This window comes from Limnoraphis robusta BA-68 BA1, from assembly GCF_034932365.1.
In the GTDB taxonomy this organism is placed as follows: domain Bacteria; phylum Cyanobacteriota; class Cyanobacteriia; order Cyanobacteriales; family Microcoleaceae; genus Capilliphycus; species Capilliphycus robustus.
Genome location: NZ_JAYGHR010000076.1, coordinates 74,968 through 89,761 on the forward strand (window position 1 = coordinate 74,968; position 14,794 = coordinate 89,761).

The following is a 14,794-nucleotide window of genomic DNA, read 5'->3' on the forward strand; positions in this document are numbered from 1 at the left end:
TAACTCTTGTATTAATAGATTGGCTTGATTTTGCTGTTGTTTTTCAGTCTATAAAAATGAAGATGAATTTTGAATTTTATGTAAACTTTTGTTCAAAAACTCGACATTCTAGGAGAATGTGCTAAATTCTGGAAATTGATGATCGCTTACTAGACGTTCTTTAATTGTGAGGTTAGAATGACAGACAAAAAAATCGCTGCAAAAGCTGTTAGTTTAGCATTATTATTGGGTTTGATAAGTCCGTTAGCAGGCTGTGAAGTTGGCGGCGACTCTGAAGAAGGGGGCGAAGGGGGCGAAGCTGGAGAAACCACAGAAGAAGTGGCTCCCGCTCCCGCTCCTGAAGGGGGCGAAGCTGGCGAAGAAGCTGAACAAGAACAAGATGATGATGATGATGATGATGATGATGGCGAAGGTGGCGAAGGGGGTGAAGGTTAACGATTCTCACTAAATTAACTTAGGAAGAGTTAGCGTTAATTCTTCATCAAAAGAATATTCCCCCAGTCCAATCGTTAACGACCCCGGTACAGAAATCTTACGGGAATTCCCTGTTGTTCGGCTTCTTTTAGACTGTATTGAACTCGGTCAACTCGTATACCTTTGGATTGATTGGGTTGGGGTTTCTCATAAAGACTAATCACCCCGCCCTGATTCGATAACATCACCGGACTTAGAGGCTGTATTCTCACCGCTTCTCCCGGTTGTAAAATTCGTTCAGATTCCTTTAAAACCTGATTCAGTTGTAACGGTTCATGTTTGGTATTCGATAACGTCCAGCCCTCCAAATTAACGGGTTCATTGGAAAGATTGATAATAGAAACCCACTCGGATTCCCGTTCATCAGCCGATGGATTGACCATCGCCGCCGCAATGAAAACGGGAAAGTGATCATCAGCAATCGCATCTCGGGGTTCGGAACCCGAAACCATTTCTTCGGGTTCATCGACCTCAATCCGTTCGGGAAATTGTTCGATATTCAGTTGCTCTCGCTTTTCGGGATTTTCATTAAATAACAGAGGATTTTTCTCGTAAATCTCATCATCAAATTCCAAACCAGTCAAGTTTTCAATTTCAGTAATCGTCACTTGATAGTTTTGAAAATTGAACATTTTATGACCCGTTTTATCTGCCAAAGCACCTTCATCCTGAAACATCAAAAAGGCGCGAACATCCAGTTGATGGGTGTCTTTATTGACAAAGCAAACTACCTTAAAAAAAGCCGAAGGAATTAATGCGGCTTCTCGTCCGGGAGGGGTAATTATTCGGGAAAAATCCCCATAAACAGGCCCGGTGAAAACGGTAATTTTACCATTACTATCTAGATTCAGGTCAAACACCCAATTTTCTAAAGCCAGCCATTCATCTTGATTAAAGTTTTCGTGCTGTAACGATCCATTGGAATAGTAAAACGTTTGATCAGAAGCCCGTTTAGCTTCTCGTGTTGTTTGTCCCCAAGCCACACTCGCCCGTCTGGCTAAATGTCCGCGATCCCAAGGATTACTCCGATAATAGTCATTATCGAGTTGAAAATCCGCACCGATACGGCTATCAATTTTCCAATCCTTAGTTCTTGGGACATTTTTGTAAAGATTCTGATCAACATTAAAGCAAGCAATAATTGGCGAACGTCTGACGCGATGGGTAATAATTGAATAGTTGACGTAGTGAGCGAAAATCTCATCCGCTAACAGGGAGTTGTGAAGGACATCACCCGCCAAGGATGGGGTGAAAGTCGGCACGGGAAGGATAATATTATTCCCGAGAAAATTCGGATCGTAACCCGCCATGATCGAATGATTCCTTTTTCTAGAAATTTAACTGTTCTCGAACTATTGCGCTAACGTAGATGAAAACGCCAACTTTGAGAGTTTTCTGATGCAGATCCTTTGATGCTGCGACCTGCGTTTAACAAACAATAATATTGTTGCACAAGCTGCTACAAATTGAGGTGATTAACATACATCATCAGCGAGTGCCTATAAACATCAAAATTTGTCAAAGGGAGAGGTTGACGGAGCAATGTGAGCTGTTTGCAAACTAATCAGGGGTAATTTTTGCTGTAGTTAAGCAATCTAATCGCTCTTGCTGTCTTCTCGCTTCATGTGAATCATCTATCAAGGAAATCACTTGTTTTACTTTGTCTATTTGCCCCTTAAAAAGATAGCTTTCAATCATGGAATTCAACTCATAATTGTTGATTAATAGACTATTCTGGGGTTGCTCCTGAATCAGTTTGAGGATTTGGTCATATCGGACAATCTTTTCCTCTAGAACCGCAACCATCCTTGCAGCCTGGATCATCAGATCGGCTTGCTCACGGGGAGAGAACTGGGCGCGGGGTCGCCATTCGGTCATAATATCCGTTTGACCTGAAAATACGGCGACTTCAAAAATTCGTTTAGCTGTCTGAGTTTGGTCAGCTACACCCATAGTTTCGGCGAATTGGATAAAATTGGTGATCGCCCCTCGTGGATCATCTAAACTGGAAGTAAACGGGATGAGAGCCGCCCGTTGCTCCAAATCTTCAATCTGCTTGAGATAATCGACCTCCAACGCATAGAGGCGATCAGCCGTTATGGTTTGCTGCTGAAGACGGAGGTAGCGTTCTAAATTATGTACCCACAGGAGCGGATGCTGATCCGCATACAGCTTAACCGTCGGCTGGCGACGGAGGAGTTCTTCGGCTTGGTTTGCGAGCGCCGTGCCGAGCCGCCCAGCCATTTCAGTCTGTCCCTGTAGCTGGAGCAGATGAATAGCCTGTATCGCTATGCCTTCTGGGAGGGACGGAGCAGGACGAATATCGATCAGAAAGTAAGGCGGACTATTGCTGGAGGATGGAGAGATATCCAGAGTCTCAGGTATGTTCCAGGGAGACAATTCTATCGGACTACTGGTTCCCACTTTGGGTAAAATCTCTTCACTCAGAGCAATGAGCTGCTGCGGTTTGCCCTCCTGGGCTGCAACACCAGCTACCCACCACCGCCAACTGTCCTGTACTTCAAACACTCCAACATCAATCACAAGCCGCATGGGCTTGGGGATCAGTCGTTGGGCTTCGTCAAAGCGTTTGGCTCGGACTGCTTCAGTGATTAAAAACTCAACCGCCTGGGTTTTGAGATTGAGTCGTTCAATAAACTGGAGCATTTCAGGTACATATCCCTGACTGCGGCTGAGGTCGTAGAGCGAACCGCTCCATTCGACATCGCGTAGAGTGCCAAAACCTGAGCCGAAGCCCTGTTTTTTGCCGATTTGACCCGCAGCAACCAACTGTTCTAAAGCCAGGGCTGCTTCCTTGGGGCGTTTTTGCTGGCGGGCTTCTCCGGCGATCGCTAACCAAGCCTTGGCACGCAGCGCGGGTTTCTGGCTCGGCAACTGTTTCGCCGCTTGAATCGCCGTCGTTACGCCGCCCGCCTGAGCAAAGGAAATAATGCCCTCTGTCGCAACATCGGCACTACTCTGAGGGATGGGGGAAGCTTTGAGCAATTGGGCGATTGTTTTGTCAAACAGGGCGAGGGCGGGTTTGACTTGTTTAGCCCGCAGGTAGGCGGATGCAATCCGAAACAGTTGTTCACTTTGTTGGGTCAGTATCGGAATTGCTCGCGCCGCCGCTTCCGCTTGAGACCATTGCCCCTGACGCAGATAGCTATCCACTAATTGATTGGGAAGGTTGTTTTCTAGGGGAGGCGATTTGGGGGATAGCGTTTTGAGGGTTGCCGTCGCGGCGGCGAGGCTGGCTTGTCCAAGAGACTTTTGACCCATCGTAAACCAAGCTTCCGCCAAGCTCCACTGGGTTTCTGCCTTAAGCGAGGGAACTGCAATTCCAACAAGGGTTTGATTGGCCTGCTGGAGTAGCGGTGTACTGCGCGATGGTTGATTCAACTTGTTGTAGGCGATCGCGGCAGCAATTAGGGCGCGGCTTTGGGCATAGTTGTAGCCAGGGGGGAGAGCTTTGGCTATCGTCACGAGTTGATCGACAAGGGGGAGGAGTTGCGCTCGTTGAGCCGCAGGAGTCCGTTCAATTAGACTCGGCAACAATGGGGTGAAGCGATCAATGGCGAGTTGGGTGGTGCGCGGAGTCCCGCTAGCAGCTTTGAGCAGATTAAGTATTTGCGTAATGTTGTCAGTCTTGCCAGCCGACACAGAGCTGGGGTCAACTGGCCCGTAAACCAGTCTTGTCCATTGAGCAAAGGCATAGACCTGTTGCTCATTCTGGCAGAAGGCTGAGATTTCTGTGGGCTTAGTCTGGGCAGTTGCGGACACCCCAGTGGAGAAACTGAGGATGGGGCTGGCTCCAAAGCCGAGTAGACAAATGAGGGACAGTAAACGCTTCATATTGAAGAACGATGTTAACAGTTAGTAATGCTTTAGCCCCCAGAAATAAGGATTAAACGTCCTGATCTTGACCGGGGCTTCTACCGTGTGCCTGTGATTGGCTGGCTCAAGGCACTCACTCAATATTCCCTTCATCATGCCCACCGTAATTCGGGGTAAAACGGGAGGTACTCGCCAACTGCAATAGCAGTACAGAAAAAAAGATCCCTTTTTTAGCCTCCCCAGCCGAAAACAGATTTTCACCAATTTCAAAATACGAAAATTAAAAATGCTGAAACTTTAAAAATTTAACTTTTCACATTGCCGAACATTTACGCAGGCGACAATTCGGCTTATCGGGGTTTGAGTAGCAACTGTACAGAAACTTACGCTCAGGGTGAAATCATTAACATATGTACCTTGACGAATTTTCCGGAATTCAACCGGAAACCGATGTAGCTCCCACTCTACAAAAGACAGGATTAACTTTAAAGGAAGAGTGATGGGGCGCATTTTCAGTTTTTTAAGCTACTTTCTTGTTAGTGCTTGTTGTGCGATTTTCTTGAACAAGCCAGTTCAAGGCTCACTCAGTTTTGAATCCACAGTTTCACAGGTATCTCAGCAGTTTGGAGACGCACAACCAAATTTTTCTAAGCATTTTGATGAGCTAAATATAGAAGGCTCAATCATAATTTCTGACTTGAATCAAAATCTGATATACCAACATAATCTTGAACGGAACACCACAGCTTTTCTACCCGCTTCAACCTTTAAAATTCCCAATTCACTCATCGCACTGGAAACTGGGGTTATTGAAAGTGATATCTCTGTTCTGACTTGGGATGGCATTGAGAGAAGTTTTCCCGAGTGGAACCGTGACTTGAACATGAGAAGTGCTTTCAGTGTTTCGGCAGTCTGGTTCTACCAAGTATTAGCTCGACGGATTGGCTACAAGCGTATGCAGCAATGGATTACCCAAATAGGCTATGGCAACCAAAATATTGGTAGTGCTGAGGAGATTGATACCTTTTGGTTGGATGGGGAGATACGCATTACTCCACAAGAACAGATTCAGTTTTTGCAGCGTTTATACAACAATGATTTGCCTTTTTCAGAAGAAACGATTGCTACGGTTAAAGATATTATGATTGTGGAACAAACGCCCGACTATACAATTCGTGCTAAGACAGGGTGGGCTGGTGTTGCTAGGATCGGCTGGTATGTAGGCTATGTAGAGCAAAATGGAAATGTTTACTTTTTTGCTACAAATCTCGATATTCAAGATCAATCCGCTCTTGGAGCGAGAAAAGAAATAACTCGGCGGTGTTTGATGGATTTGGGGTTGTTATAGTGCTGCGATCAAGAAGTGAGTTAAATGGGAAAGAACTGTACTGCAATAGATGACTGTCCTCGACGACAACCTGCCTGGGTTTCAGCATTGGTAACAAACAGGTTTCTAGCTAGGTCTCAAACACAATTCGATCTTTTTTTGCTTAATTAGTATCGCTGACGATACTGCAATTCTTTAAATGTCAAATAAAACGTCGTACCATTGTCTCGAATCAGTTCTATATCACCATCAAGTTGATCCATTAACGTACAAACCAATTCCATCCCTAAAGAATCAACCTGACGAAAATCGATATTTTGAGGAAAACCAATCCCATTATCACGAACCGTTAAAGCAACAACGTTATCCGAATTTTGATGCAACTTTACCCAAATTTTACCGGAACGATTGTGAGGAAAAGCGTGTTTAAAAGCATTAGAAACCAACTCATTCAAAATTAAACCACAGGGATGAGCTGTTTCCAAATTCAGACCAATTGATTCAACATCAAGTTCTAACTCAATCAAATCTCGATTGGGATCATAGGATTCCATAAGCTGACTAACGAGATCTTGAATATAATCTCCAAAATCAATTTGATCTAATCCGGTTGATTGATAAAGCTTTTCGTGAATTAACGCCATTGATTCAATCCGTTTCTGACTGTCTTGGAGAATTTTAATCACTTCGAGATTGTCAGTATAATCCGTTTGAAACTCCAGAATATTAGAAACAACCAACAAATTATTTTTCACCCGATGGTGAATTTCTTTGAGTAAAACTTCTTTTTCCTTGAGAGAAGTCTTAAGCTGACTCTCCGTTTGGTTCCGTTCAATCGCCGTTGCTAAAATATGCGCGACACTCTGAAGAAAATAAACATCATCTCGACTAAAAACTCTCTGTTTAGAGGTAGAAGCACTCAAAATTCCAAAACAAGAACTGCAACTTTCAATCGCAATACTAATCCCATAAAGATTGGAATGGCTATCAATAGAGGGAAAAGCAATCTGCTGTTCAATTAAATCTATTTCCTGATCTTTCGCCTGCTTAGATGCTGACGCGATTGAGTCATCCTGTTGATGATTTTGTTGCAGAGTTGCCGTTAATAACTTCAGTAAATCAGGATTTTGAATGGGAACATCTAACACCTGAGCTGACTCAACATTGAGACAACGAGCGACTCGAATTACAGTCTGTTCAATTAGCTGATCATAATCGATACCCGAAAGCGCCTTTTGTCCGAGATCGGCAATAATTGCTTGTTGGTAAGCTTTCGCTGCAATTTGATTCTGCACCTGTTGACGTTGGTTAATTTCATGGCGTAGTTTTTCATTGGTTTCTTGCAGTTGTGCGGTACGCTGTTCAACAATCGTTTCTAATTGTTGATTAAGCTCTTGCAGTTCCATCTCGACTTGCTTACGTTCACTAATATCCGTCAGCGTTCCTACAAAACCTTTCACAACACCCCAATCATCAAATTCCGGAATCACCTGTGCAAATACCCAAGTGATAATCCCATCGGCACGATGGAGTTTATATTCTAACTCGAGGGGTTGATAGTGATTTCGAGTCATCAACCAACTTTGCTCAACGTATTGAAGATCACTCGGATGTACCATTGTCGTCCAATACTGTCCAATAAATTCACGAAACCCTTGTCCGATAATTTCGCTAGTGCGTTCGTTCACGTAGAGATAATGACCTGCAATATCAGTGCGAAATATCCCCACCGGAGAGATATCCGCCAACGTCGCCAAGCGTCCCTCACTCTCAGCTAACGCCTCCTCAACCCGTCTGCGTTCGGTGATGTCTTCCGCCAAGCTGACAATACGATAAACCACCCCTAACTCGTTACGCACGGGAAAACTGCGTGTCCAAATCCAGCGCACTTCTCCATCAGAGCGAATAATCCGATATTCCTGATTAAAATTACCCTCTTTAAAACTCTCTAAAAAGTTGTCTTGTATTCTCTGTTGATCCTCGGGATGAATCATCTCTAACCACAAGCGGGGATTTTCATACAAACTCGCGGGAGACATCCCCCAAATCTGTTCAAAGGCGGGACTAATATAGAGAAGTTCAAAGGTATCAACCGACCAAATTAAGAAGACTTCTCGTATACTTTCAGCTAACTGACGAAACTTTTGTTCACTATCACGCAGTTGTTGTTCTGTGAGTTCCCGTTCCCGCAAAACTTGTCTAAGATTAGTATTAACTTTCTGAAGTTCGGCGGTGCGTTCAATCACCCGATGTTCCAGGGCTGCGGTGAGTTTTTGTAAAGCTTGTTCTGTTTGTTTGTGTGGGGTAATATCTTGAGCCACCCAAACAACAGTATCCTCAGATAAGGGGGAAATCTTTGCACTAAACCAAAAAATGCCTTGATCAGTATTCAAACGATATTCAAAGCTGACGACTTGTTGAGTGCGTAGAGCTTGTTGAATGGGATCGGTAAAATATTCAATCTGAGTCGAGCGAGAAAATTGTCGAATTGTTTCTTTAATAATCTCAGGATTGATCGGACAAAATTGGCTAGGCGGTGTATCTTTGACTTCTATTGAGCCATTTGTGAAATGAACAATTAAAACCAGATCGGTTAAGGCGGCGAGAAAGGCTCGAATTTCTTGTTGAGAAGATCGCAGTTTTTGATCAATGCGTTGGATCAGTTGACGTTGATTTGTTTCTTGTTGGATGCGTTGCTGTGCGGTGTGAAGTTGAGTAATATATTGAATGAGTTGATGTTTTAACTCCTCATTTTCTAGATGCTTGTCTGGGCGTTTTGATAACGGGGAATTATCCAGGGTTTTCGGATGTTCAACTGATTGTTTGACGACTGGGGTTGTGTTTGAAGTATTAATCGGTTTTAGAACTTGTAAAATCCGGTTGGCTGTAATCATACCCCGAATTTTTCCTTGAGCATTTAAGACGGGGAGTAGATCAATTTGATGATTTTGAAAAAGTGATAATATTGTAGAGATATCATACTGATCATCTTCGTTTAAACTCTGGCTTGGTGTGATCATCACCTCAGCCACCCTCAGATCAGCTAGATTTTTTCCGGTGGCGATCGCTTCTACGATCTGATGTTCTCCCAAAATCCCAACACAGTGATCGGCTTCTACAACCACTGTATACTGAGAGCGAGTCCGGCGATCGCCTGAGTGGTTGGGGTTTGTTACCTGACTCATCAAAATCACCGCTTCTTGAACCGACTGACTGGGGGTAACGCTGAATGATACCGGATCAACGATCTCATCAAAACGGGGTGAATAAACTGAAAGGGTATTCAATAACATGGGTTTTGGGGAAACTGCCTCAATTGGATTTTGAAATTTTTGAGATTCGGTACTATATTGAATATTGATAGAGTCTTTATAATTGGATCGGGTTTGTACTAAAAATTATGATGTTAATCTTAAGTTTAAATGGATTTTCTCAATCAAGCACACTTCTTGCTGATTTTTCCCAATATTTTTGGATTTAAAGGCGGAATACAAGTCTATTCTGCTTTCTTGCTGCAAGGCTTGCAACAACTCTATCCTGATGCCCGCTACGATGTATGTCTCAAATATGATCAACCAACACCCCAATCTTCTCTATTTCTTCCTCAAACCCATTTTCACTGTTTTGGTCAGTTTCCTCGCCTCCTACAAACGCTGTTAATGGCAGTTCAAATGATTTGGGTGGGAATTTGGCAACGACCTAGTTTATTGATCACAACCCATATCAATTACAGTATTCCTTGCTATTGGTTATACCGTCTGATAGGGATTCCTTACTGGATTGTCGCTCATGGTGACGAAGTTTGGAATCTACAACACCCTCTGTATCAAAAAGCCTTACGTCAGGCGAATTTAGTGATTACTGTTAGTCATTATACCCGCGATCGCTTACTAACAGAACAGTCCCTCCGGCCAACTCAGGTTAAGGTTTTAGCCAATACTTTCCAGGCGACTCGCTTTGATATCGCCCCTAAACCGCCGAACCTCTTGAAACGCTACGGCTTAACGGCGGATCAGCCTATTATTTTAACGGTTTCTCGGTTAGGACTCACAACCGCACCCTATAAAGGATATTATCAAGTTTTACAAGCCTTAGTGCAGGTTCGCCGCCAAATTCCTAATGTTCATTATTTCTTAGTCGGGAAAGGAGATGCACGCCCTGAGATTGAATCTTTGATCACTCAACTGAGTTTAACGGATTGTGTTACTTTAACCGGATTTGTACCGGATGAACAACTCAATGATTATTATCATTTGTGTGATGTCTTCGCCCTTCCCAGTCAAATCGAAGGATTTGGTATTGTCTATCTCGAAGCCTTAGCCTGTGGGAAACCTGTATTAGCCGGGAATCAAGATGGTGCTGTTGATCCGTTATGGGGTGGGGATTTAGGTTGTTTAGTTGATCCCGAAGATGTTAATGCGATCGCCGAAAATCTTATTAAAATTTTACAAGGTTCCTATCCCAATTCAAACCTTTATCAACCCCATTTATTGCGAGAAAAAACTATCGAACGATTTGCATTTGATCAATTTTGTGCTAATCTCGCCCAACTTTTACAGTGAACAGTATCCCGTAGGGGCTATTAATGAATCGCCCCTACCCGTAACTTAATTTTGAATTTTTTCAACGTAACCCCACAGGCTATAATCTCGACTCAACCAGCCGTGAAAAAATGCCATTTGACTGGGATTTTGTTGCACCCGCTTGTAACGATACAGAATGCGTTCATTCACCATTTGTAGCGCCGTATATTTGTTATTTCCACGACTGAGTGCTTCGATTGTCAACCCATCAAATACACCCGTTTGCGGTAAACCTAACGCTTGTTGTAAAAACGTAATCGAGTTTTGAATTCCAAAATTCACCGCCGTATCAAACATCACAATTGCTAAAGCCGGGTGCATTTTAGCAGATTGGGAAGCATCCCAATATCCCTGATAAATTTCTAATAGTTCAGTATCCGACATTTGCGTAACATCAAGCGGCGGTAAACCCCGTCTCGCTCGATAAGCATTATACTCGGTTTGGAGAATTCCTCGGTAGGTGCGACCCCCCACATCGGCAGGGTGATCACTAAACCCTCCTTCAAAATACAGCGTGAAGGCTAAAGCTGCATCAAATAAGCGTTTTTCATAGTTATTTACGGCTTGCGCCACACCCAGGCGACCCAGAGGCACGGCAAAGGTTAGGGTTAATAACAAGATAGCGCGAATCAGGTTAGATTTCAGCAGTTTTTGACCATTGGGTTGGATCAAGTTCATAGCAAAACTTTCGGGTTCAATAGGTAGAGTATTTAGCGTTGAGTTCGTCCAACCGGATGTAGGGCTGGCACGGCTTACAATCGGTGAAACTGCTTTATAAAACTGATATAACGCGGTATAAACCGTGTTAACGTTTATTTCCTGCATCACCCCGGACTGTCGGCAGCACCCGGTCAGACAGGCAAATCAGCCGAGAAGCCCTCGGCATAATGTAATAAATTTAGGCTAGCATTATAGTCACGATCTTTGACTTCACCGCAAGCCTGACAGTTGAAAACCCGTTCTTTAAGCGGCATTTCTTGAACGTGACCACAGATTGAACAGGTTTTAGTTGACGGGTAAAATCTATCAGCAAAAACTACAACTGAGCCGTACCACTCGGACTTATACTCAACTTGGCGGCGAATTTCATAAAAAGCAGAATCAGCAATAGCACCTGCTAACTTATGATTTTTTAACATCCCAGAAACATTCAAGTCTTCTAACCCGATAACTGCGTGATTTTTGCATAGCCATGAGGTAAGTTTATGAATTGCATCTTTTCGGATGTTAGCCACTCTTTGATGTGCTTTTGCCAGTTTCAGTCTAGCTTTATTCCTGTTGTTAGAACCCTTCTGTTTTCTAGAAAGTTCACGCTGAAGTCGAGCTAGATTTTTTTGAGCTTTTTTGTAAGCTCTGGGATTGGCAAAAACAGTACCATCTGAACAGGTAGCTAAGACTTTAACCCCAACATCAACACCCAGATAAACTCTTGATTTTATGGTGTGTTCTGGCTCAAATTCGTAAGCGACAGACAAATACCAAGAATCAGCGCTCCTGCTTATTGTGACTCGTTTGGTTTGAATTTCAGGAAGGGCTTCGTAAGTGTTAACCCATCCAATAAAAGGAAGCTTCAATCTCCTCCCTGAAAACCTCATTACTTTGCCACAATTGTCAATAGTAAAGCTATCATTTCTGCCTTTTTTCTTGAACTTAGGATGTTCAGCAATGCCTTGAAAAAATCGGCTAAATGCTTCTCCCAAGTGCATGAAGGCAAATTGATAAACTCTAGAACTTAGCGTTGACTGCCAGGAATATTGAGGTTTGACGTGATTGGTGTAGAACTTTTTAAGCTTATTCGCAGAAGGTTTTAAACCCTGTTTGTAAGCTTCATTCCAGAGATTTAAAGCCCAATTCCAAACCCATCTAGAATATCCGGCGTGGGTCGCCATTAAAGTCTTCTGTTTGTTGTTCAGTTTTAACTTGGTATGATAGGCTCGTTGCATAGATCTATTATCTGATCTTACAGATAGTACCGTGTTGTACCATAAATCGTCTACTAAGTTACTGCTCTCGCCTCAAGATAGCAGAAGATGAGACATTTGCCTATAGATTTGCGATAAAATCTTCATCAACATCTCGAAAACTTCTAAAATAGGGGATAAACTTTTACCTTGACCCTTTACTGAAGACTGTTCTAATGCGTCCCGATTTCGGTTTATCGTCGGCTGACCTTAACGCTAATTCTGCTGAAGCGTTGACTCTACAGGCTGAAATCAGCTATGCTCAGGGAAATTTTACCTCAGCGATCGCCAATTGTGAACAGGCGATTGTCTTACAACCGAGTTTCGCGGCGGCTTATGTGACGTTAGGGAATGTTCGACAAGCTCAAGGTTTGATTGATGCGGCGATTCGTTCTTATACTCAGGCGTTAGAACTTGACCCCAATTTAGCACAAGCTCATGCCAATTTAGGCAGTATGTTTTATAAGCAAGGCTTGCTAGATGAAGCAATTACTTATTATCGTCAAGCATTATCGCTGAAGCCCAATTTTGCCGCCGTATATTGGAATTTGGCGCTGGCGTTACGAAGACAGGGAAACGAACCGGAAGCCCAAATTTGTGAACAAAAAGCTGTTGAATATCAACCTCAACTTGCAGGTGCTAATTTCTTCTTTAATCAAGGGAATAAACAGGCTTCTCAAGGAAAGCTAGATGAAGCGATGAACTCATGGGAGCAAGCGATAAAACTTGATTCCAATCTCGCCGAAGCTTACTGTCAGATTGGCATGATTTTACGCTATCGAGGCGAACACAAGCCCGCAATTTCCCAGTTTGAAAAAGCGCTGGAAGTGAAACCGAATTTAGTTCCGGCTCATCAACATTTATGCGGCATTTTTCGGGATTCTTCGGATTTGGCAGCAGCACGTCAAGCGGTTAATCGCTATCGTCAACAGTGCAGTGATACCGATCCAATTATGACGGCGATTTATTCGATTAGTACCCATCAAGTCTCGGGGTTGAATCAAATTGCTAAAGACCAATTTTTGGTGTTAGAATCTCAACTCGATCAGCATCTCAACCACACCACAGATATAGAAATTCGTTCACTGTATGCGAACTTATTATTTAGTTTACCCTATTTGCGGGATAATTTAGCCGAAAATTCTCGATTCATTCAAAAAATTTCTCAACGCTATATCGAGCAAATTCTGCAACCCAACCGCAGCCTTTATTTCCTAGACTATTCTCAGCCATCATCTCAACAGCAGTTAAAAATAGGGATTATTTCCAGTCATTTTAATCGTCATGCAGTGGGTTGGTGTAGTTTAGATATTATTCGGGCGTTATCCCAAATTACCCCAGAGATTTATCTTTATTTTACAGATCGACCAAAAGTTGATGATCGCACCGCTCTATTTCAACAAATTTCTCGCAAACTTTACGAACCCAAACATTATCCCAACGGTTTACCCGATGCTCGAGAAATTAGCCAAGAAATTCGACAAGATGAGATTGATATCTTAATCGATTTAGATGCAATTAGTATGCCCATTCATACCGATATTCTTTATGCTCAACCTGCTCCCGTATGTCTATCTTGGTTAGGGTTTGATGCGCCTTATCTTTCAGAAAAAAATTACTTTTTATGTGATTGGCACAGTCACCCAGAAGGACGTGAACAGTATTATACTGAACAATTAGTCAGAATGCCTGATAGTTTTGTCGCCGTTTCAGGATTTGAGAGAATGGCGGTAAATCGAGAGAATCTTCGCAAAGCTTACCGCATTGGTTTAGATCAGGTTGTTTATCTCTGTGTTGCACCGGGACGCAAGTTTAACCGAGAATTAGTACAGGCTCAAGTTGCTATTCTCAAACAAGTTCCTAATAGTATTTTAATCCATAAAGCAACCGGAGATATAGGTGTTTTTCAAGGCGCTTATGGGGAAGCTTGTCAAGCCGTTGGAATTAGTCAACATCGAGTCAAGTTTATTCCTCGATTTCCCACCGAAGAAGAACATCGCCAAGTTTATGGTTTAGCGGATGTATTATTAGATTCCTATCCTTATAATGGCGGGACTCACACCTTAGAAGCGTTGTGGTTTGAGGTTCCGGTTGTGACTCGAAAAGGCGAACAATTTTTATCAAGAATGGGCTATTCTTTTCTACGAGGCGTCGGTGTAGAAGCAGGAGTTGCAGAGTCTTGGGAAGAATATATTAACTGGGGAGTGCGGTTTGGAGAAGATATCGCCTTCAGAAGAACCGTTCAAACTCAGTTAATTAAAGCTAAAGAATCAACGAATTTAGCGCCCTTATGGAATCCGACTTTATTTGCTGAAAATCTCTATAAAATTTGTGGTAAACTATTAAGCGATCGCTAATCATCGTTATTCAAATCTAGAGATTAAAGTCCCCCAATAATCCCCCCTAGCCCCCCTTCAAAAGGGGGGAAAAGAGTAATTAAGTCCCCCTTTCTAAGGGGGATTTAGGGGGATCTCCCAGAGGATTTAGAGTAATTAAGTCCCCCTTTCTAAGGGGGATTTAGGGGGATCTCCCAGAGGATTTAGAGTAATTAAGTCCCCCTTTCTAAGGGGGATTTAGGGGGATCTCCCAGAGGATTTAGAGTAATTAAGTCC

General features: G+C 43.0%; 9 protein-coding genes. 4 read left to right on the forward strand and 5 right to left on the reverse strand.

Annotated features, from left to right (window positions below):
- Positions 1 to 177 precede the first annotated feature (177 nt).
- Entirely contained in the window at positions 178 to 435 is a 258-nt protein-coding gene (locus tag VB836_RS22240; protein ID WP_323222634.1) for a hypothetical protein, read from the forward strand.
- A 74-nt stretch (positions 436 to 509) separates the two neighbouring features.
- Here the strand turns inward: VB836_RS22240 and VB836_RS22245 are convergent, their stop codons facing one another.
- Both VB836_RS22245 and VB836_RS22250 read right to left on the reverse strand, forming a co-directional pair.
- Positions 510 to 1,784 (reverse strand): DNA/RNA non-specific endonuclease, encoded by a 1,275-nt coding sequence (locus tag VB836_RS22245; protein ID WP_323222636.1) that lies wholly within the window; start codon positions 1,782 to 1,784, stop codon positions 510 to 512.
- 250 nt (positions 1,785 to 2,034) lie between these two features.
- Positions 2,035 to 4,329: a tetratricopeptide repeat protein gene (locus VB836_RS22250; RefSeq protein WP_323222638.1), complete on the reverse strand. Its 2,295-nt coding sequence runs from the start codon at positions 4,327 to 4,329 to the stop codon at positions 2,035 to 2,037.
- 481 nt (positions 4,330 to 4,810) lie between these two features.
- Between VB836_RS22250 and blaOXA the strand changes: the two genes are divergently transcribed.
- Positions 4,811 to 5,659 (forward strand): class D beta-lactamase, encoded by an 849-nt coding sequence (gene blaOXA / locus VB836_RS22255; protein WP_323222641.1) that lies wholly within the window; start codon positions 4,811 to 4,813, stop codon positions 5,657 to 5,659.
- 146 nt (positions 5,660 to 5,805) lie between these two features.
- Here blaOXA and VB836_RS22260 read toward each other — a convergent pair whose 3' ends face one another.
- Positions 5,806 to 8,931, reverse strand: coding sequence for a PAS domain-containing protein (locus tag VB836_RS22260; protein ID WP_323222643.1), 3,126 nt, complete (start codon positions 8,929 to 8,931; stop codon positions 5,806 to 5,808).
- A 129-nt stretch (positions 8,932 to 9,060) separates the two neighbouring features.
- On the opposite strand from VB836_RS22260, the gene VB836_RS22265 reads away from it, so the two are divergent.
- Positions 9,061 to 10,200 (forward strand): glycosyltransferase, encoded by a 1,140-nt coding sequence (locus VB836_RS22265; RefSeq protein ID WP_323222646.1) that lies wholly within the window; start codon positions 9,061 to 9,063, stop codon positions 10,198 to 10,200.
- Between the two features lie 45 nt (positions 10,201 to 10,245).
- Here VB836_RS22265 and VB836_RS22270 read toward each other — a convergent pair whose 3' ends face one another.
- On the reverse strand, positions 10,246 to 11,046 hold the full coding sequence (locus tag VB836_RS22270) for a glycoside hydrolase family 108 protein (RefSeq protein WP_235440901.1): 801 nt from the start codon (positions 11,044 to 11,046) through the stop codon (positions 10,246 to 10,248).
- 26 nt (positions 11,047 to 11,072) lie between these two features.
- Positions 11,073 to 12,164, reverse strand: a complete 1,092-nt coding sequence (locus tag VB836_RS22275) for an RNA-guided endonuclease InsQ/TnpB family protein (protein ID WP_323222648.1) — start codon at positions 12,162 to 12,164, stop codon at positions 11,073 to 11,075.
- Positions 12,165 to 12,358: 194 nt separating this feature from the next.
- On the opposite strand from VB836_RS22275, the gene VB836_RS22280 reads away from it, so the two are divergent.
- Complete coding sequence (locus VB836_RS22280) at positions 12,359 to 14,539, forward strand: O-linked N-acetylglucosamine transferase, SPINDLY family protein (protein WP_323222651.1); 2,181 nt, start codon at positions 12,359 to 12,361, stop codon at positions 14,537 to 14,539.
- Positions 14,540 to 14,794 lie beyond the last annotated feature (255 nt).